16 protein-coding genes are annotated in these 19,410 nt (G+C 43.0%); 9 read left to right on the forward strand and 7 right to left on the reverse strand.

Annotation, left to right across the window (positions count from 1 at the left end):
• Window positions 1-204: 204 nt before the first annotated feature.
• Complete coding sequence (locus JMX48_RS01820; protein WP_201533634.1) at window positions 205-864, reverse strand: DUF1294 domain-containing protein; 660 nt, start codon at window positions 862-864, stop codon at window positions 205-207.
• A 280-nt stretch (window positions 865-1,144) separates the two neighbouring features.
• Between JMX48_RS01820 and JMX48_RS01825 the strand changes: the two genes are divergently transcribed.
• Window positions 1,145-1,642, forward strand: coding sequence for an FKBP-type peptidyl-prolyl cis-trans isomerase (locus JMX48_RS01825; RefSeq protein WP_201533637.1), 498 nt, complete (start codon window positions 1,145-1,147; stop codon window positions 1,640-1,642).
• 51 nt (window positions 1,643-1,693) lie between these two features.
• Entirely contained in the window at window positions 1,694-2,734 is a 1,041-nt protein-coding gene (locus tag JMX48_RS01830; protein WP_201533640.1) for an aldo/keto reductase, read from the forward strand.
• A gap of 162 nt (window positions 2,735-2,896) precedes the next feature.
• Here JMX48_RS01830 and JMX48_RS01835 read toward each other — a convergent pair whose 3' ends face one another.
• Window positions 2,897-3,697, reverse strand: a complete 801-nt coding sequence (locus JMX48_RS01835; protein ID WP_201533643.1) for a lysophospholipid acyltransferase family protein — start codon at window positions 3,695-3,697, stop codon at window positions 2,897-2,899.
• 378 nt (window positions 3,698-4,075) lie between these two features.
• Between JMX48_RS01835 and hflX the strand changes: the two genes are divergently transcribed.
• From hflX to JMX48_RS01855, 4 genes are all read left to right on the forward strand, one after another.
• Window positions 4,076-5,542: a ribosome rescue GTPase HflX gene (gene hflX, locus JMX48_RS01840; RefSeq protein WP_201533646.1), complete on the forward strand. Its 1,467-nt coding sequence runs from the start codon at window positions 4,076-4,078 to the stop codon at window positions 5,540-5,542.
• 413 nt (window positions 5,543-5,955) lie between these two features.
• Window positions 5,956-6,390 (forward strand): CidA/LrgA family protein, encoded by a 435-nt coding sequence (locus JMX48_RS01845; RefSeq protein ID WP_201533649.1) that lies wholly within the window; start codon window positions 5,956-5,958, stop codon window positions 6,388-6,390.
• A 16-nt stretch (window positions 6,391-6,406) separates the two neighbouring features.
• The gene (locus JMX48_RS01850) at window positions 6,407-7,096 is read left to right on the forward strand and encodes an LrgB family protein (RefSeq protein ID WP_201533652.1); all 690 of its coding nucleotides are present in this window, start codon (window positions 6,407-6,409) and stop codon (window positions 7,094-7,096) included.
• A 353-nt stretch (window positions 7,097-7,449) separates the two neighbouring features.
• On the forward strand, window positions 7,450-8,262 hold the full coding sequence (locus JMX48_RS01855; RefSeq protein WP_201533654.1) for a lytic transglycosylase domain-containing protein: 813 nt from the start codon (window positions 7,450-7,452) through the stop codon (window positions 8,260-8,262).
• 256 nt (window positions 8,263-8,518) lie between these two features.
• Here the strand turns inward: JMX48_RS01855 and tsf are convergent, their stop codons facing one another.
• Entirely contained in the window at window positions 8,519-9,400 is an 882-nt protein-coding gene (tsf, locus tag JMX48_RS01860) for a translation elongation factor Ts (protein ID WP_201533655.1), read from the reverse strand.
• Between the two features lie 348 nt (window positions 9,401-9,748).
• Complete coding sequence (gene rpsB, locus JMX48_RS01865; RefSeq protein WP_201533656.1) at window positions 9,749-10,549, reverse strand: 30S ribosomal protein S2; 801 nt, start codon at window positions 10,547-10,549, stop codon at window positions 9,749-9,751.
• A 25-nt stretch (window positions 10,550-10,574) separates the two neighbouring features.
• Between rpsB and JMX48_RS01870 the strand changes: the two genes are divergently transcribed.
• Window positions 10,575-10,748, forward strand: coding sequence for a hypothetical protein (locus JMX48_RS01870; RefSeq protein WP_201533657.1), 174 nt, complete (start codon window positions 10,575-10,577; stop codon window positions 10,746-10,748).
• A gap of 231 nt (window positions 10,749-10,979) precedes the next feature.
• Here JMX48_RS01870 and JMX48_RS01875 read toward each other — a convergent pair whose 3' ends face one another.
• The 3 genes from JMX48_RS01875 to JMX48_RS01885 form a co-directional block, all read right to left on the reverse strand.
• Window positions 10,980-12,239, reverse strand: coding sequence for a multidrug effflux MFS transporter (locus JMX48_RS01875; protein ID WP_201533658.1), 1,260 nt, complete (start codon window positions 12,237-12,239; stop codon window positions 10,980-10,982).
• A 366-nt stretch (window positions 12,240-12,605) separates the two neighbouring features.
• A complete protein-coding gene (locus JMX48_RS01880) occupies window positions 12,606-13,418 on the reverse strand; it encodes a crotonase/enoyl-CoA hydratase family protein (protein WP_201533659.1) in 813 nt (270 codons plus the stop codon).
• Window positions 13,419-13,612: 194 nt separating this feature from the next.
• Complete coding sequence (locus JMX48_RS01885) at window positions 13,613-17,020, reverse strand: ATP-binding protein (protein ID WP_201533661.1); 3,408 nt, start codon at window positions 17,018-17,020, stop codon at window positions 13,613-13,615.
• Between the two features lie 538 nt (window positions 17,021-17,558).
• On the opposite strand from JMX48_RS01885, the gene cysM reads away from it, so the two are divergent.
• Window positions 17,559-18,551: a cysteine synthase CysM gene (cysM, locus tag JMX48_RS01890; protein ID WP_227687852.1), complete on the forward strand. Its 993-nt coding sequence runs from the start codon at window positions 17,559-17,561 to the stop codon at window positions 18,549-18,551.
• Between the two features lie 24 nt (window positions 18,552-18,575).
• Window positions 18,576-19,400 carry a 3'-5' exonuclease gene (locus JMX48_RS01895; protein WP_201533663.1) on the forward strand — a complete coding sequence of 275 codons (825 nt, stop codon included), beginning with the start codon at window positions 18,576-18,578 and terminating at the stop codon, window positions 19,398-19,400.
• Window positions 19,401-19,410: the final 10 nt, after the last annotated feature.

A 19,410-nucleotide genomic window follows, 5' to 3' on the forward strand; every position in this document is an offset into this window, starting at 1 on the left:
TTCTTAATCATTGAGTATGTTACCCATATTCGCATCTTAGTTTTTATTTATATAGTCAAAAAACAATAAATGAGCGCTACAGTAGTGCTGGAATGAATTTTTCGAAGCCTCTGTCTGCAACGGCACAGCAAGCGAGAAAAATTTATACCAGCAGTATCTGACTATTGATGTATCGACTTAACTTTTCACCGACTATAGCAGCCCTTATAATAAATTGGCCAAAGAATCTAAACCACCACCTGCCAATAGGAATAATAATCCTGCCATGTTAATCACGACGGTCAAATAATACGCCACTCGAAACTCCGGCTTTTGCGACTTATGACGTAGATACGTTTGTGCGACCATTGCCCCCACCCAGCCGCCAAGCGCGCTCAATAGATGCAGCGTTGATTCAGGCGTTCGCCAATCACCACTTTGTGCAGCCGCTTTGTCTTTGGCATACATTCCGTAGGTTATAATTCCTAGCGCCGCATACCAAGCAACGACTAGCCAGCTCAGTTTATTGGTTGCCGCCAGTAAGATTAAAACGCCGTAAAATCCAACGCCAAGAAACAAACGTTTTTTTTGTCCCGCTTCAAAGTCCGCTTGATGACTACGTTTGGCGTTACGCTGACGGATTTGCTGATTTTTTTGTGCCATTTTTTGTTGCACAAAGCTTAGCTCTTGCACATCTTTTGCCTGCATCCGCCCTTGATTGTCTCGCGCAATTGTAAAAACGACTTTCTCCCCAATATCAGGGCGACGGCGTGCTTTAAATTCATTGATATGAAAAAATAACGAATCACCATTTTCTGTTTCGATAAAACCAAAGCCTTTATCGTCTTGCCACTTTTTAATGTGGCCTTGTTGCTTGTTTGCCATCACAATCCTACTCTTTTTTAGACTCGCAAAATATATAGTTAAAATATTTCCAAAGCACTACAGCGATACTGATATCAATTTTTGTAGCCTCTGTCTGCGCAGGCACAGCAAGCAAGGAAATTGATATGAGCAGTGTGTGGTGTATCGATATTACTTTTCACCAAATATAGTACACTATTTGCGTTACACTATTTACGCTTACAACCTTTTCCATATGGCTTATCATTTCATACATTGTTTTTTGACTTAACCTTATCTACGCAATAAATGGCTTTTGACTATGACCGAATCTCAATTTATCAATCCCAATGAAGACACACGCATCACTTTTGGCAGTCTTGTTAAGCTGCATTTTGAAGTCTCACTAGAAAACGGTACGATGATTGATTCAACCTTCAGCCGTGACGCTCCGGTGACATTGACCATCGGCGACGAGAGTTTGTTGCCGGGCTTTGAGCAAGTGCTAATGAACTTACGAGCGGGCGATACACGCTCTGCGCATCTTGAGCCAGAACAGGCATTTGGTGATTGGAATCCTGACAATATTCAACATTTCAGCCGTCCCCAATTTGCGCTTATCGCTGATAACCCCGAAATAGGCATGATGGTTGAATTTGAGGATAAAGGCAAGAACACCTTGCCCGGTACCATTAGTGCGATCGATGATGACGAAATCGAAGTGGATTTTAATCACCCCCTTGCTGGGCAATCAGTACTGTTTAAAGTAAAGGTATTCAAAGTTACGCCACCTGGCGTGACTGGTATCCAGTTAATATAATCAGTTAAATGCACGATCAACTATAAAAACGAACTCAAAAAGGATACTTACATGCAATACGAAACGCTGCCACAACTCGATGAAAAAGTCTCTAAAATCTGTCTCGGTACTATGACATGGGGACAGCAAAATACTGAATCTCAAGCACACGAGCAAATGGATTTGGCGCTGAGCGAAGGCGTTAATTTTTGGGATACGGCTGAGATGTACCCTTCACCGCCTGACAAAGACAAGCAAGGCGATACAGAACGCTTTATGGGCACTTGGTTCAATAAGACCAAGCAGCGCGACAAGGTGATCCTTGCCAGCAAAATATCGCCGATGGATTTTTTACGGGATGGTCAGACGCGTTTTACAGCTGAACACATCAGCAGTGCTATCGATAGCAATCTTGAGCGTTTGCAGACCGATTATATTGATATTTATCAGCTACATTGGCCTGAACGCCAAGCGAACTTTTTTGGTCAGCGCGGTTATACCGAAGAGATGGCAGCACAATCACTGGATGATTTAACGCCATTTTTGGAGACCATTCAAGCGTTAAATGATGAAATCAAAAAAGGTCGTATTCGTGCTTATGGCCTGTCGAATGACACGGCTTGGGGCCTGATGCGCTATCTTTGGGAAGCGGATAAAAATGGCTTGATTGCCCCCATTACCGTACAAAACCCCTATAGCTTGCTCAACCGCTTATACGAAGTCAATATGGCAGAGATTGCGCATCGTGAAAATGTTGGTCTGCTTGCTTATTCGCCGCTTGGCTTTGGCGTACTGTCTGGTAAATATCTCGATGGTAAACGTCCCGAAGGCGCTCGTCTCACTATGTATGATCGGTTTGCGCGTTATGTCAATGAACAAGCAAAATCAGCCACGGTTCAGTACGCTAAAATCGCATCTGATGCAGGCTTGGACATGGCACAAATGTCATTGGCCTTTGTCAATTCACGCTCATTTGTGACCAGCAATATCATTGGAGCGACCACGACTGAGCAATTACAATCCAATATCGACAGTGTTAACCTGACGTTAAGCTCAGACGTATTAGAAGCCATTGAAGCGGTGCATGCACAGCAGCCCAATCCATCGCCTTAGTTTGGTATGAATTAGTCGTTTATGAATTAATGGCTCATGAATTGCTACCGAAGTATTTATCATGAAAAGAAAAAGGCGCAAATCGCTAGTATTATCACTGCGATTTGCGCCTTTTTTATTGGTGCTTGTTTCTGACTTAAATAAAGAAAACTCTATTTAATTTCACGCTTTAGGGATTTTTGTTAAAACTCTAGAATGCAGCTCGGCTAGACCTTCTTGCATGCGTGCTTGTAATAAATTGGTCAGCTCACTTTTATTCATGCCTTTGGGATCTATCGGCTCAAGCGGTAATACATAAGCGGTGACGTCTTTACTATCCAGCACCTTTTTTATGCTGTCTTTCATCGTAAGCTTACCGTAATAGGGTAATGCTTCGCTCAAAGTGCCATCTTTATTGACATAAGCAATAACAAGCGGTCGAACAGGGACATCCGCATCTATGGCTGCTTGTAGCAGTGTGCCATGTATACGCTTAATTTTTTTGCCATCCGTCGTGGTCGCTTCTGGAAAAAAGATCACCGAGAATCCCTCGGTTAAAAAACTGGCTATTTGTGCTGCGACCGAGCCTGTATCACCGGAGCCACGCTCAATAAATACCGTACCGGCAGCCTGAGCCAATTTACCAAATATCGGCCATTCACCGATTTCAGCTTTGGATAAAAAGAAAGCAGGGCTTAGCGTACCTACCACAGGAATATCCATCCATGACACATGATTGGATACCCATAAACCATGATGTTGCTCTACCCGCTCGATTGCAACGACCTTTACACCAAACGATCCTGCCATCTTTCGGCAAAAGGTTTGAATATATCGTGGCAGCGTTTCGCGTGGTGGCTGTCTAAATGCTCCGATACGTTGGGCGGCGCGTAGTCCTCCGGCGATAGTCGTCGTCATGCCAGCGATTTGTTTGCCGCGGCCAAATTGCCGTTTGAGTGAAAAGCCTGACTTAGATTGGCTCATCTGTGTCCCTCGTGGTTAAAAACTTATGATTATATATTTTGAACAAGCGCCATGAGTATAGCAAAATTCAGTGCGTCAGTGACGATTTGTGCACTGAATTATAGACAGCTTTTGTTAGAGTAATGAAAGCATTATTTCTCAATTACTTTTACCTTTTTATTATCAAAATATAGACGATGATAATGAGGCATTTGACAATAGAACATTTAATAACCAATGCTGTAACATAAAATCATCACTAATTATGCTGATACGCTTTAATATCAAGCAATCAGGCCTTATATAGATGGTCATATGAACGTTATATCAAAGCTTACTGAGCTGACTTACTGAATTGATAATAGCGATATATTTACTTTATTGAATAGGTGATACTCTTTGGATTATTTTGAAAGACACGAAGGTGGCGAACGCGCCATTATAGTACATTTAGACATCCGCCAGATTCAAGATCCTGACGATTTAGGCGAATTTGAGCTGCTGGCTGATTCAGCAGGCGCAGATCGTTTGGCGCTCGTTACAGGTTCACGTCAAAGACCAGATGCCAGATATTTTGTCGGTAGTGGTAAAGCCGAAGAAATAGCAGAATTGGTACGCGAACATGATGCTGACATCGTCCTTTTTAACCATAGCTTGTCGCCCTCACAAGAGCGTAATATCGAAGCGTTGGTCAAATGCCGTGTGCTTGATCGCACTGGCTTGATTTTAGATATTTTTGCCCAGCGAGCTCGTACCTATGAAGGTAAGCTTCAGGTGGAGCTGGCACAGCTGAATCATCTCTCGACCCGTTTGGTACGTGGTTGGACGCATTTGGAGCGTCAAAAAGGTGGTATTGGCTTGCGTGGACCTGGTGAAACCCAGCTAGAAACAGATCGTCGCTTATTGCAAACACGAGTAAATCAGCTTAAAAGCAAGCTGGAAAAAGTACGTCAAACCCGTGCCCAAGGTCGCGCGCGCAGACAAAAATCTGACGTACCAACCATCTCGCTCGTCGGTTATACCAATGCGGGTAAGTCCACTCTGTTCAATCGTTTGGTTGATGAAAACATTTATGCTGCCGACAAGCTCTTTGCGACGCTCGATCCTACTTTACGCCGTTTAGACTGGCAAGGTGTGGGCCGAGTCGTATTAGTCGATACCGTGGGTTTTGTTCGTCATCTACCGCATGAATTGGTCGAATCTTTTCACGCGACATTAGAGGAGACTCTAGAGGCAGATTTGCTTCTACACGTCATCGACTCGTCAAGTGAAGACATGCACGAGCAAATCGAAGCGGTTAAAGCCGTACTGGCTGAAATCGATAATGATGTGCCTGTGCTCAATGTCTATAATAAGATTGATTTGACCGACGAGCCTGCACATATTGGTTATGCTAGCGAAGGTCAGCCTAATCGTGTTTATGTATCTTCTCGAGAAAATTTAGGCATGGAAGCGCTGTCACTTGCGGTACAGCAGCTGCTGACTGGTAAATTGACCACATTTGATGTCACTTTGCCTTATAATGCGGGTCAATTTAAAAGCACATTATATGAATTGGGTGTCATCTTAGAAGAAAGTTATGATGATAATGGTCATGAGTGTTTGACCATTCGTTTGCCAAGTGAGCGGCTAAGACAGCTGCTTGGTCAAGCCAACTTAAACCCTTTAGATGTATTGCCATTGGCCCAAGCGACATTGCTGATGCCAGTACTTGAAGAGTTTGAAAAATCGGATGAGGATGAAGATCTGACACTGACCGAAGCGGAAGAGAAAGCTTTTGATGAGTTTGATGCGCTAAACTCGGTAGCAGAAAATTCAGAGAAATCAGCCCTAAAAGAAGATCAAGTGCCTAATCCACAGATTTAAGCAACCCGCTTCTTAGAACTGCTTACTTCTTAAAACAACCTCATGGTTATTAGTTGTGAGCGATAAAAGGATGGTATCAATCGATATCATCCTTTTTTATGTGATATATCTTATTATTTTTTATAATCAAAACAATTCAACAGCTCTATAGTCAAAATACCCTAAAAACGCGACGGTGCTACTGATATCAATTTTTTAAGCCTCTGTCAGCAACGACACAGCAAGCGAGAAAAATTAATTCCAGTAATATCTAGTACCTGCTCATCAAGGTATCGATGTATTTTTTTAAATCACGAAAGACCTGATTCTTCTATAAACTTTATTAGTTTGCCTACTCCCTATATAATCGCCTGTGATACATTCGACGAATCTTGCTATTATCTTATTTATCTCTGACTTGGCCAGAATTTCTTATGAAATCTACTCACTCCGCCCATCTGCCCTTGTGGCTAGCATTAATCTTGACTTTAGCGATGGTCATATTTGTCCGTGAGTCTGCCGTTGTAATCTGTCAGTGGGCAGGTATAGAAAAAGCTGCGAACATCGTTGGACTGGTCGCTATGTTCTTTATCCTGATGACTTGGCGACTGCTCAAAGGGTTACCTAATTGGCTGACGCAAGCCAGTAATACCTTATTGGTTGATAGCGGCTTTGCTTTCTTACCCGTTTCTGCTGGTGCAGGCTTATTGCTATTTGCCTTAGGTGATGAGCTATGGGGCGTGATGCTAACGATGATTATCAGTACGTTTATCCCGCTTTGGGGGCTGGCCATACTTGCCCAGCACTGGCTAAATAATAAAGCAAGTATTGATAACACGACCGTTGATGAGCAGAAGGGACAGCGATGAGCTGCGGAGAGATGTCATGATTTTTGATAGTGTATTTATGGCGACCCTTGCGGCGATATTATTGACCTTGGCAGCTCATGTCATTGCTCGTGTGTTGGCACGCAAGCTCTCATGGTTACCGACAGTGATCACCGCCCTTGCGTTAGTTCTTGTTTTTTTGTTCATTCTGCAATGGGATTATGATCATTATTACCGTGCTGCTAAGCCTGTATTTGATCATCTATTAGGATATGTCACCGTACTATTAGCAGTACCATTGGCAGCGATGAGCTTTAAAGGGCTACCTGTCAAAAAACTCACTCTAATCGTTATCCTTGCAAGTGTCGTTGGCGCATTATTACCGATGTCACTGGCGTATCTATTTTCATTAAGTCATGACACGATACTGGCCTTTGCGACTCGTTCAGTGACGACGCCCATTGGATTGAGTGTGGCAGATTTGATTAAAGCACCGTTGGCAATGGCAAACTTAATTATTATTGTGTCAGGCCTAATGGGCGGCACATTAGCGCGTTTTTTATTTCGCGGTATTGATGATGATCGCGCTAAAGGCCTAGCGCTTGGATTGGCCGCCCATGCTTTTGGCACTATAGAGGCGTGGCAAATTAGTCATACCGCTGGACGTTACGCTGCATTTGGACTGGCAGTAAATGGCTTAGTCACCGCGGTCTGGGTTCCTATTTTTATTAGGGCCATTGGTGGTTAAATAATTTAATGTCACTGTATTCACTGCTTATTATTATCTTAGAGCCTGCTTACTCAACCAGCCACCCTAAAAACAGTACTCTATTGATTTATTTACGATTATTTGAAAATAATCGTGATATTTAGGTCTTATTTTGACAATCAAATACGTTGAAAAGTTATTATATGTTATAGTAAGCCATTATTATTTTTTGTATCTATCGCAAGTGGTTTTTAGCTAGACGTGGTTTTTGCTAGGTCGTTATATTCCTTATAGCTGTAAAATCCTACGAACACGATGACCGCTTAAATGCGCAAAACGACACGCCTATAAGCAAAGCAATTTGCTATTATTCTATAAAAAGTGATGACCCTATGATAAACATTGCGACCTTAATTAATCGCTGCATGTCTCCTGTTTTACTTAGTACCATTGCCCTATCCAGCTTCTCTATTGCTGCTCAAGCAGGCAATATGTATATCTATAAAGATAAAGGTGGACAGGTGCTGCTGACCAACGTCAATCCAAGTGGTAATTTTGATAAATTTACTAAAAAAGTAAAAGTGACTTACTACAAAGACTCTAAAATGTACGATGGCAATAGTAATAGCACTGATTACGGTAGCAGTGCTGCCAGCAATAGTGGCAGTCGTAACGCTTATGACAGTTATATTCGGGCCTCTGCCGAGCGAAATGGCATCGATCCAGCACTTGTGAAGGCGATGATGCACACCGAGTCAGCGTTTAACCCGAATGCGCGCTCGCCTGTAGGAGCGCAAGGTCTTATGCAGCTAATGCCTGCAACTGCTCGCCGCTTTAAGGTCAGTAATCCTTGGAATCCTGCTGATAATATTGAAGGTTCAGCCAAATATATCGCTTGGCTACTACGCCGCTTTAATAACAACGTTGAACATGCGGTTGCAGGCTACAACGCTGGTGAAGGTAATGTCGACAAATATGGTGGCATTCCGCCTTTTAAAGAAACACGTAACTATGTCCAAAGAGTGATGAGCCGCTATAACAGCCTGTATAAGAATGATGCAGGACTATCTGGCGCTAGTATGAATGCCAATAATCAGACCAGTAGCACCAATACCAACAATGGCCTACAAAATGTAAGCTTCGGGACTAGCAGCAATATCAATGGTGCCAGTTACTCCAATTCAGCTTATGATGCTTTACGCTAAGTGGCCGTTAAGCCTAAATAAAGTCAAATGTTATCACGCGCTACTGGGATAAATTTTCCATGCTTGCTGCGTAGACAGAGGCGACGCAAAACTTATCCCATTAGCACTATATTTATTTTATAGTGGATCGACTATACAGCACTAAAGTCTAAACGTAAAAAAGCCCGTTAATGTATTAACGGGCTTTTTCATATTTGGCGGCTATCTCATTTAACGTGTCAATGATATAGCCAAACCTTGAATACTAAATGATAATTTACTTGTTCGCGGCTTGAGTAGCAGCAACTTCAGCAGCAAAATCTTCTTGCTTCTTCTCGATGCCTTCGCCAACTTCTAGACGTTTGAAACCAAGTACTTTTACGCCTTCAGATTTTAGTACGTCACCAACTTTTTTCTCATTGTCCATTACGTACGGCTGGCGTAGTAAAGTAACTTCGTCTAGGTATTTACGTAGACCACCTTCGATCATTTTTTCAACGATATTGTCAGGCTTGCCAGATTCTTTTGCTTTGGCTTCGATGATATCTTTTTCGCGTGCCAATACATCAGCAGCAACGTCTTCGTCATCTACTGCAACTGGGTTGAACGCAGCGATATGCATGGCAAGGTTTTTGCCAGTGTCTGCGTTGCCGCCTTCATAAGATACCACGACACCGATACGCAGACCGTGACGGTATGAAGCAATGTTAGCGCCTTCTAACGTCTCAACGCGGCGAATCTGAATATTCTCACCGATTTTTTGTACGAGAGATACGCGTGCTTCTTCAACAGTCTGACCGTCGCCATAAGGCAATTCAGAGATAGTAGCGACATCTGTAACGTTGTTTGCTAATGCAAGGTTGGCTACTTTTTCTGCAAATGCAGTGAAGCTGCCATCTTTTGCAACGAAGTCAGTTTGGCAGTTAACTTCTAACAAGAATGCTTTGTTGTCGCCTTGAGCGATAATAATAGCGCCATCAGCTGCAATGTTACCAGCTTTTTTAGCAGCTTTTGCTTGACCAGACTTACGTAGGTTATCAATGGCAGTTTCGACATCGCCGTTTGATTCTTCCAACGCTTTTTTACATTCCATCATGCCAAGACCAGTACGGTCACGCAATTCTTTTACCATTTTTGCAGATACTTTTACTTCTGACATAAGAGTTACCTCAGTATTGTTATGTATGGGAGTACTAAACTTTTATTTGATACTTGTTGCTATTTATTTGTGCTATACCGCTCTTGTTGTCACGAAGCGCTGATTATTGCTTTTTACAGAAAATACTATGTATAACAAGTACAAAATATAATCATTCCAAAATACAATCAGTACAAATATAAGCGATAATACTCGCCTATTAATGAGCTCTCCATCAACAACAAGGCATGACGAGTAAAACTACATCATGCATATTGTGAGCTTATACGCTGTTAATAACTCTATATGGATACCGATAGAGTAACTATCAAGATATCCTTACAAAGTTAAACCATCTAGGTCAGCTGTTTATTCTGCTGGAGTTGCCGCTTCTTCTGCTTGGGCTTCAGCTGGTGCTTCAGTAGCAGCAGGCGCTTGTTCTGGTTCCGCTTTGCCGCCAGCTTGAGTTTGCGCGTATTCTTTGCCAGCGATGATCGCATCAGCCATAGAAGTTACATACAAAGTCACCGCACGGATAGCATCATCGTTAGCTGGAATGATGTAATCAACGTTATCTGGGCTAGAGTTTGTATCAACGATACCGATAACTGGAATACCCAAGTTTTTGGCTTCTTTGATAGCAATCGCTTCATGATCTACGTCTACAACAAAGATTGCGTCAGGTAAGCCGCCCATATCTTTGATGCCGCCCAATGAACGCTCAAGTTTTTCCATATCACGAGTACGTTCTAACGCTTCACGCTTAGTTAGCTTAGCGAAAGTACCGTCTTCTGCTTGCTTCTCAAGCTCTTTTAGACGGTTGATTGACTGGCGTAGTGTTTTCCAGTTAGTCAACATACCACCTAACCAGCGATGGTCAACGTAAGGCATGCCAGCACGAGCAGCTTGCTCACGGATGATACCACTTGCAGCGCGTTTAGTACCAACGAACAATACTTTGTTTTTCTTAGCAGCTAGGCCGTTTACGTAGGTCAAAGCTTCGTTAAATGCTTTTACTGTGTGCTCTAAGTTAATGATGTGAATCTTGTTACGGGCGCCAAAAATATATGGACCCATTTTTGGATTCCAAAAACGTGTTTGGTGACCAAAGTGAGCGCCAGCTTGTAATAAGTCGCGCATTTCGATTTTGGTTGGATTCTTTGTAGCCATGTGAATATATCCTATTGGTTGGGTTATGCCTCCACATCACAAAAACTGCCTATTCAGCGACACGCATCTGCTAACGGTTAATGCTGATGAATACCGCACTAACTTTTTGCAAATTAATCAAGTCGCCAAACACCCAGCAATTTTTTGCCATGATGTGTGTGTCATTGGTTGGTTTAAAAAAGGCTATTGTCAGATTTAAGCAAAACACCCAAATCTATATGATAAAAATAGCTGTGCGGTATTTTATCATATAACCGATTGAAATCTCCAGTATTTTATTGATTAACTGCATCAGATAAAAGCAAAATATAGCAATATTAAAAGACAAAAAAGCGACACAGACTGTGTCGCTTTTTTAGTTTTTACTTTGCGTTTAGGTAGCTGGTTGTTCAACGAAACTAGCTGTCAAATCACATAGGGAATTTATGGTCTATTCAGCATCATCAAGATTTAGATTGCGGTCTATTTTCCAAACTAAAAAAGTACCCAAGCTCATCAATGCAAACATGGCAATACCAATTTTAAGCACGGGGTTGACTGGAAATAGGTTTAACAATAAGCCACCAAAAATTCCCACTGAAAACATCAGCGAACCTTGTAGGGCACTTGCCATACCAGCACGGCGTTTTTGAAAAGCCAGCGCAATAGCAGAGGCGTTGGGCTGAGTCAAACCCAAACCTGCAATACAAAAGAATATGCATGCCAATACCAACGGCAGCCACGCATCAGTCCCTAAAATGAGGCCTATCACGAATAGCACGCCCGCAGAAATAACTTGCATCATCGCGCCAAAGCGCAGAATGCTTAAAATGCGAAAACGATTAGTGAGCCATTGATTCAATTGGGTCAAACCCACGAAGCCCGCAGCATTCATTCCAAAAAGCCAACCAAAATGTGTCGCTGATACACCATAAGTGTCCATAATCAACTCAGAAGCTGAGCTAATATAAACAAACATTGCCCCCATCAACAGACCGCCGCCAATCGCTGGATAGCTAAAAGTAGGATCTTTTAATAAATCCCAGTATTGGCTCAAGACTTCTTTAGCAGGGCGAACGTTGCGATTCTCTTCTGTCAGTGTTTCAAAAAAGAAAAACTTGGTCAGCAACAAATTCAGGGCACCAAAGGCGGCCAAAAACCAAAAGATAGAATGCCAACTAGAAAACTGTAAAAACACTGCGCCAAGTGATGGGGCTAATATTGGAGCTAAGCCCATTACTAAAATCATAATAGAAAAGGCTTTAGCCGTTTGTTTGGCCGTTAGGCGATCACGAATCGCCGCACGGGTAACCACGGCTCCTACGCAAGCGCCGAGTGCTTGCATGGTTCGCCCGACGAACAACACATACTCATTGTCAGTCGTCGCACACACAATTGAAGCAATGACATACAACGTCATACCTATATATAAAGGTTTAACACGACCAACACGGTCACTAAATGGACCATAAAATAGCTGCCCGAATACCAAGCCCAAAAAATATGCTGGCACAGAATTGGCCATAAATGCTGTAGATACGCCAAAGTCATCGGCCATTGACGGTAAGGCGGGTAGATACATATCGATGGATAATGGCCCTACCGCTACGATAAGCCCCAGCATCATAATCCATGCAACAGGCAGATCAGCAGAGCGTACTCGTTCGGAGGCGATAGAGTTGTTTGGAAGAGAGGGTTTTGAGGCAGACATAGTTAGACCATTTTATATAGTGATGATTACTTTATTACTTAAGCGCTTGTTGGATACATAGAACAGGTAAATATTTTTAAAAACAATAGTGCATCTTTATCTACATATGCGCAAGCGGACAGTGTTATATCGTGCTATCCACTTATATTTCAATAGCGGTATGACCGTAAACAAACCACTCTAACCAGCAGACTGATGTATAGGCAGGTCAATATAAAAAAGAGACAACGGGGCTGGGATAAATTTTTTGTCGCCTCTGTCTACGCAGGCACAGCAAGCAAGAAAAATTTGTCCCAGTCACGCAGTATAGTGTCGTATATACATTTTATTCAGTATCGACTATATCAATCTTTTTAATAAAAAGTTTTAACGGAACTGACGCTTGTCAAATACAGTGCTGACTTGTTTGGCTTTTCTAAGTGCTAGCTTGCGGTTGCGACCGAGCATCATTTTAATCTGCCATACTTTTTCTTTATATAAGGTTGCCTTAGGCTGCTGGTACATGGCGTTAATGATTCGCTTACTTGCTAACACAGCATCAGGAGAGCGCTCTGCAAATTCAGCAGCAAGCGCTTGGGCTTGTTCAAGAGGCGTGTCACTACAATGACTGATAATACCCAACGCTTTGCCTTTATGAGCATCAAAGACGCGCGCGCTCATCGCCAGCTCTTTTAGAATATCTGCCCGCACAATCCCGAATGCAGATTGAGTCAATCCCATGTCCGGTACTAAGCCCCACTTGGCTTCCATGATAGACAATTTACAATCAGAATGACTGATACGCACATCGCAAGCCAACGCCAATTGCAGCCCTGCCCCAATACAATAACCTTCTAATACAGCAATGACAGGAACAGGCAGGTCGCGCCAAATGAGACATACACGTTGGAATAAGCTTTGCCATGGTTTTATAAGCTCCCAAAGCGCAAATACTTGGTTTTTTGGATGATTTAAGTCAGCCAAGTCGATACCCGCACAAAACGTTCCTTCTGCCCCATTTAAAATGACGGCTCGTATTGTTTTATCTGCGCTAATACGATTTGCTACCGCAATCAACTCGTTGATCATTTGAAAGCTCATGGCATTTTTTTTGTGTGGGCGATTTAAAGTAACTGTCAGTATATTATCGGTGATACTAACTTGCAGCGTCTCATACTGATAAGTGGCAATCGCGTTCATAACAGTCCTTATGAAAGAATATGATGTTGATAATGGCAATATTAGCAGGCTTACCCTTATGCTATCGTAGCAATAACTGACTGTTACGGTACGCTCTTTGATAACAAGACGCTCTTTAAGATAGCTGCCAACCATTGATGCAAATAAAATTTAAAATACTTATCCTATGAGTAAGTATCTTTATACCATTTAACTTATATCATTTTCCACGTCATATCGTTTTCACTTAAGCGGTGATAATTAAGCTGAGGATAAGCAGATAAATCTAGCATTTGTAAGTTATTTAATGCGGTTAATAGTGCTCTATAATAAGGCTCAAGCATGGCAAACTGTGCAGGCGTAATGTGCTGAATATTCAACAAACACTTATCTTCTAAATCTTGACTCGCCTGACGTAATTGTGGCACGCCCGTATAACGACTGCCACCCAATATGCGATGAGCGATTTGCGCCAGCATATGACGATCTCGTGTTTCCCACGCTTGAGTTAACGCCTGTTTTTCCTCATTAATAGTGTCAAGCATCATGATGATAAGCTTGGCTGCCAAATCAGGTTTGTTCGCTGAGCGAGTGAGCGCGTCTTGCCAATCTAAAATATCTAGAGGGTTTCTGTCATCATAAGAGCGATCGACTTTGTCATTTGCGGAAGAAAATAAAGATGTATCTCCCTGTTTTTGCAAGCGTAAACTCTCATAGCGTGACTGGGTTTCGCGCGGCGTTTCTCGTCTATAATCTTCACGCGGCTGGCTGTCACGCAAATAGTTATCCCGAATTTTTTTCAATGATAAAGGACGAGTGATTTTTTGCTGATTCAGCATATTAGGTGCGCTTTCTCCGCTATTATCATTACCTTTAATCATTGGATACGCAATCATTGTAGAGTCTGAAGGCCACGTCGAATACGTTTCAGCGTCGCCATGTTGCACATCTGTCAATGGTGAGTGACGACTCTGCAAATCATCAGCCCCGTGTAGACTGGCGTCAGGCAATACCGTTAACTGCGGCATGGTTGTCGTACGTCCAAGCCATTTTTGCAGCACCTGTAATAACTGAGGTTGGCTGATGGGTTTACCAACATAGTCATTGATGCCACTAGCGATCAACTTATCACGCTCATCAGCCAATCCATGAGCCGTCAAAGCAATGATAGGAATACGGCTATCCTCATTTTCAATATTGCGAATTTGTCTCGCCGCCTCATGCCCTGACATACGTGGCATCTGAATATCCATAAATATTAAATCAATGTCGTTTTTGTCCTGAGTAGCCCCTTTATCGTCAACATGTGCCTCTTCCGAATAAAGCGTGCTATTTGATTTTTTACTGACTTCATCACGAGCTTCAGCTTTGGAGAGTTGGGTTTTATTTGATAGGCTCTGCTTGTCATTTTTAGCAGGTTTTTGGTTTTTGGTTTGTTGTTTGCTGATGATTTCTATGGCATCAAAACCACTACTCGCGGTCATGACCTGAATACCAAGCTCGCTAAGTAGCGCATCAAGTACTAGTAGATTGGGCAGATGGTCATCTACTGCCAGCACCGTCACACCCTTCCAACGTGGTTCTTGCATACTTTTGGGTATGCTACGATTTTGCGTATCGAGCATGGCATAGAGCTGTCTTTTGTCTAATGGCTCATACAATATATTGGCATGATAGCGGTTTAATAGTGCTTGGTCGGCGGCAACTTGATAGCCAAATACCGCAAGCTTACCCTGATAATGGAGACGAATCTGCTTGAGTAACGCCATCATATCGTCTTGAGTGTCATCATCAACGATGACCCAATCCCAAAAGTTGCCGCGCTCTTTTAATGACTCAAGCACACCTGGTAACGAGTTGGCTTGAGTCAATGTAACTGGCAGATACTGCAAGCTGGCTTTGAGCACTTGTATAGAGGCAGTATGATTAATCCATACCAACACATTAAATTCATCGGTATCACTTGCAAGCGGTGCCAACACTGGCAGCTCAATCGTCTGACCAGTAGCGGCTTCTAACACGTCAACGTGCGATGGCATGCGAAACCAAAACGTTGCACCCTGATTGGCAATGTTTTCTTGAGCATTATCATGAAAACCGATATCGCCGCCCATCAGACGGGTCAACTGCTTGGAGATGACCAAACCCAAGCCTGTGCCTCCATATTGACGGGTAATTGAGGGATCGCCTTGACTAAAACTTTGAAACAGCATTTTTTGATCGGCTAAAGAAATCCCTTTACCGCTATCTTGCACACTAATCATGAGATAATTGTCTCGATGATCGTCCAAGCTGACACGCACGACCACATCGCCGCTATCAGTAAACTTAATCGCGTTGCCTACAATGTTAGTCAATACTTGCTTGAGGCGTAAGGCATCGCCATTGATACGCATCGGTACGTCGTTGTAGAACAGCACCGCCATACGCAGGCCTTTCTCCGCAGACACAGGAGAGAGCATATCGACCACATCATAAATAGTGTCATAGAGATCAAATTCATGGCGATCAAGTACCAGTTTACCAGCTTCAATCTTAGAAAAATCCAAGACATCGTTTACTAAAGCGAGTAAATGTGCCGAAGACTTGCGTATGGTCTGCACATACAAGTCTTGTTCGGGATTCAATTCCCCATGACGTGCCAGCAAATTAATAAAACCGTCAATACTGTTCAAAGGCGTGCGTAGCTCATGGCTGATATTGGCCAAAAACGCAGATTTGGCTTGGCTGGTTGAGATGGCCGCATCACGTGCATTACGAATAGAGATGTTTTGCATTTCCATCTCATCAAAAGCAAGCCGCAAATCATCCTCAGTTTGTTCGGCATGATCCTTAAGTTCTTGAAAACTTCTATGTAGGCGGCGCAACGTTTTGACTAAATCTTGCTGCAATAAATTCAGCTCGCCATCTGACTCAACGGGAATCGGCTGGTACAAATTATCGACATGCGTACGTTGCAACTGCAAACGTAGCTCATAGATTGGGGCGATCCAACGCTTTGAATAAATATTCAAGCTTAATAGTAGAATTAAAATAGTGAACAACCCAGTAATCACCAATGCCATGGCAATACGATAACGCGCAATATAGAGTGGCTCGTTATCCATATCCACTAACAACCACAACCTCTGCCCTTCAAACTCGCCTAATATGCTGCCATAAGCGGTACCAATGGGCGTCGGTTTTTGCGATACAAAGTCTTCTTTTAGATCTAACGAAGGCCATTCTTCATTTGCTCCATAGCCGACCGCCATGAGTATTTGATTGTTCTCATTAATAATAGCGATGCGCTCGACATATTGCTCAGACTGCATGCGACCCAATTTACTTTGAACACCCTCAAGCGTCGTCACCACTGTTTTCAAGGTCTCATCAGCATTGGCTTCGCTGTTCGCTTGTTGACGCTTTTGTTCTAACAGCTCAGGAATCAGCTCGGCAATTTCTGGCGTATAGCGAATAAGAACAGCTTCTGCCAATACGCTTTGTTCTGAATTGCTCGCCCGCATGGTTTCATAAAAAACCAAAATACCACCGACGGCAGCTAACACACAAATTGGCAAAAACACCAATATGATAAGCTGACCATAGGCGCTACTGGTATCAAAACGTTTTTTGTATGCCATGCTAGCTTTACTCTCTACTGGGGTTTGTGCTACCTATAAATAACAGCGTTAAGCGGCTTTTGCCAATCAATACTGTTCTAAATATCTCAGGTATCTTAGCAGTATTTATGCACGTAAATGCTCTCATCGAAAATCATTATTAATAAATGAAGATAAATCGTAGTCGGAGCCACAGTCGCTGCCAACTCATTATAGCGTTTTACCTTTCGTATATATTGTAATAACGACAACGCCCTTTATTATTTATAGTTAATAGTTAATAGTTAATAGCGATTTTAACTGACCAGCCTTTTTTAAACATCACTCATTTACCAAAATCTCTTGATGCTCTCAGCGTAGCTAAAAACAAAATGATATAATGACGCAACTTTTTACCTGTCGCTATTTGCTCGCGGCCACAATAATACAATTAGCTACTAAATCACTAGCTTACGCTAATAGTTGCTGTATTAAAGCTTGGATTTAAAAAATAGAATTATATTTAAAAAAATAGCTTATCATTTAAATATTCAATTTCGAAAACCCATAAGGATACTGTATGTCCACGACGGCCATGTCCAACGCCAACTTTATTACTCAAGTCACTGCCCTTGCCGATTGCGTGGGTCAAACGCCACTGGTCAAATTGCAACGCTTACCGGAACAAGAGCGACTCACCAATGGTGCCGCATTACTGGCCAAGCTTGAAGGCAATAATCCAGCCGGTTCCGTCAAAGATCGTCCTGCCTTCAACATGATTTATCAAGCAGAACAGCGCGGTGACATCAAGCCGGGTGATACGTTGATTGAAGCCACCAGCGGCAATACTGGCATTGCCTTAGCCATGGTCGCAGCGATGCGCGGCTACCCGATCACGCTACTGATGCCGACCAATTCAACCCAAGAGCGCAAAGACGCCATGATTGCCTATGGCGCAACCCTAATCGAGGTAGATGAAGGCATGGAAGTGGCGCGCGATCTGGCCTTGCAAATGCAGGCAAAAGGTAAAGGCATCGTCTTGGATCAATTTAATAATCCTGATAATAGCCAAGCGCATTACCTGACCACAGGGCCTGAGCTATGGGCGCAAACTGACGGTAAGATTACTCATTTTATTAGCTCTATGGGCACTACAGGTACGATTACTGGTGTGGCGCGTTATCTTAAAGAAAAAAATCCAGACGTCAAAATTATCGGTCTTCAGCCTGATGAAGACGCTTCTATCGCTGGTATTCGCCGCTGGCCTGCCGCCTATATGCCAGGTATCTTTGACGCAGATTTAGTCGATGAGATTATGGATATTGATCAGCATATTGCAGAAATTTATATGCGTAAACTGGCTAAGACCGAAGGTATCTTTGCTGGCGTGTCTTCAGGCGCTGCAGCATGGGCAGCGGTACAAGTTGCGAAAGAAAATCCTAACGCCGTTATTGCTTTTATTGTTTGTGATCGCGGCGATCGTTACTTATCGACTGGTCTGTACAATGTTGATGACAGTAGTAATGTTGGTGACACTAGTATCGATGACAGTGTAGACAATACGGCGCAATAAGCGCATAAATAGTTAGGATTACCTATGTCACAAGCTCTACCATCCGACCCTATCTTGGTCTTTGATATTGAGACTGTCGCTGATACTGAGGCGGCTCGCCGTATCTATCCGCAATTGGCTGAGCTCAATGATGCGAATACGTTAAGCGCGCTGACGGCGATACGGACACAAGAGGCTGGGCATGATTTTATGCGCTTGCCACTGCAACGCATCGTTTGTATTTCTGCTTTATATATCAAAGATGGCACGTTGTCGTTGTTTTCGCTGACGGCAGATAAGTTTAGCGAAAAAGATATTCTTGCCAAGTTTTTTCGAGCATTTAGTGACCTTGAAAAACTGCCTCAGCTCATCAGCTGGAACGGCTCTGGCTTTGATATTCCGGTGCTCATATATCGCGCCATGCAATATGATTTGTCAGCGCCATGGTTGTTTGAAGAAGGCGCACGTATCAAAAACATGCGCTTTGATAACTATGTCAATCGCTTCCACACGCGCCATCTCGATTTGATGGACAGGTTTAGTCAATACGGTGCGAGCCGCCGTGAAGCCATGGATATAGTCGCCAGTTTGTATGGGCTACCCGGCAAGACAGATGTCGATGGCAGTATGGTCGGCGACCTCGTTACCAATGGTGATTGGCAGACACTCTCGATATATTGCGAGTCTGATGTCATGAATACTTGGCTGATCTATCTGCGCTGGTTGCGTTTAACGGGAGCGTTATCTTCAACAGATTTTGATGCGTGGCAACGACAAAGCCATGATTATTTACTCAAATATACCCAAGCAGATGGCAGTCCGCGCCATCAAGACTTCATTGCTGATTGGTCAACTGCGCCCAAATCATAACGCACGATAT

The organism is Psychrobacter immobilis (assembly GCF_904846225.1).
Classification (GTDB): Bacteria; Pseudomonadota; Gammaproteobacteria; order Pseudomonadales; family Moraxellaceae; genus Psychrobacter; species Psychrobacter immobilis_F.

Coding starts and splice junctions, on each gene's coding strand:
- JMX48_RS01850 (WP_201533652.1), top strand. CDS start 6,407: ATGATTTTTGATAGTGTATTTATGGCGACCCTTGCGGCGATATTATTG.
- tsf (WP_201533655.1), bottom strand. CDS start 9,400: ATGTCAGAAGTAAAAGTATCTGCAAAAATGGTAAAAGAATTGCGTGAC.
- JMX48_RS01870 (WP_201533657.1), top strand. CDS start 10,575: ATGCCTCCACATCACAAAAACTGCCTATTCAGCGACACGCATCTGCTA.
- JMX48_RS01880 (WP_201533659.1), bottom strand. CDS start 13,418: ATGAACGCGATTGCCACTTATCAGTATGAGACGCTGCAAGTTAGTATC.
- rpsB (WP_201533656.1), bottom strand. CDS start 10,549: ATGGCTACAAAGAATCCAACCAAAATCGAAATGCGCGACTTATTACAA.
- JMX48_RS01835 (WP_201533643.1), bottom strand. CDS start 3,697: ATGAGCCAATCTAAGTCAGGCTTTTCACTCAAACGGCAATTTGGCCGC.
- JMX48_RS01825 (WP_201533637.1), top strand. CDS start 1,145: ATGACCGAATCTCAATTTATCAATCCCAATGAAGACACACGCATCACT.
- JMX48_RS01855 (WP_201533654.1), top strand. CDS start 7,450: ATGATAAACATTGCGACCTTAATTAATCGCTGCATGTCTCCTGTTTTA.
- JMX48_RS01875 (WP_201533658.1), bottom strand. CDS start 12,239: ATGTCTGCCTCAAAACCCTCTCTTCCAAACAACTCTATCGCCTCCGAA.
- JMX48_RS01820 (WP_201533634.1), bottom strand. CDS start 864: ATGGCAAACAAGCAACAAGGCCACATTAAAAAGTGGCAAGACGATAAA.
- JMX48_RS01830 (WP_201533640.1), top strand. CDS start 1,694: ATGCAATACGAAACGCTGCCACAACTCGATGAAAAAGTCTCTAAAATC.
- cysM (WP_227687852.1), top strand. CDS start 17,559: ATGTCCACGACGGCCATGTCCAACGCCAACTTTATTACTCAAGTCACT.
- JMX48_RS01895 (WP_201533663.1), top strand. CDS start 18,576: ATGTCACAAGCTCTACCATCCGACCCTATCTTGGTCTTTGATATTGAG.
- JMX48_RS01845 (WP_201533649.1), top strand. CDS start 5,956: ATGAAATCTACTCACTCCGCCCATCTGCCCTTGTGGCTAGCATTAATC.
- JMX48_RS01885 (WP_201533661.1), bottom strand. CDS start 17,020: ATGGCATACAAAAAACGTTTTGATACCAGTAGCGCCTATGGTCAGCTT.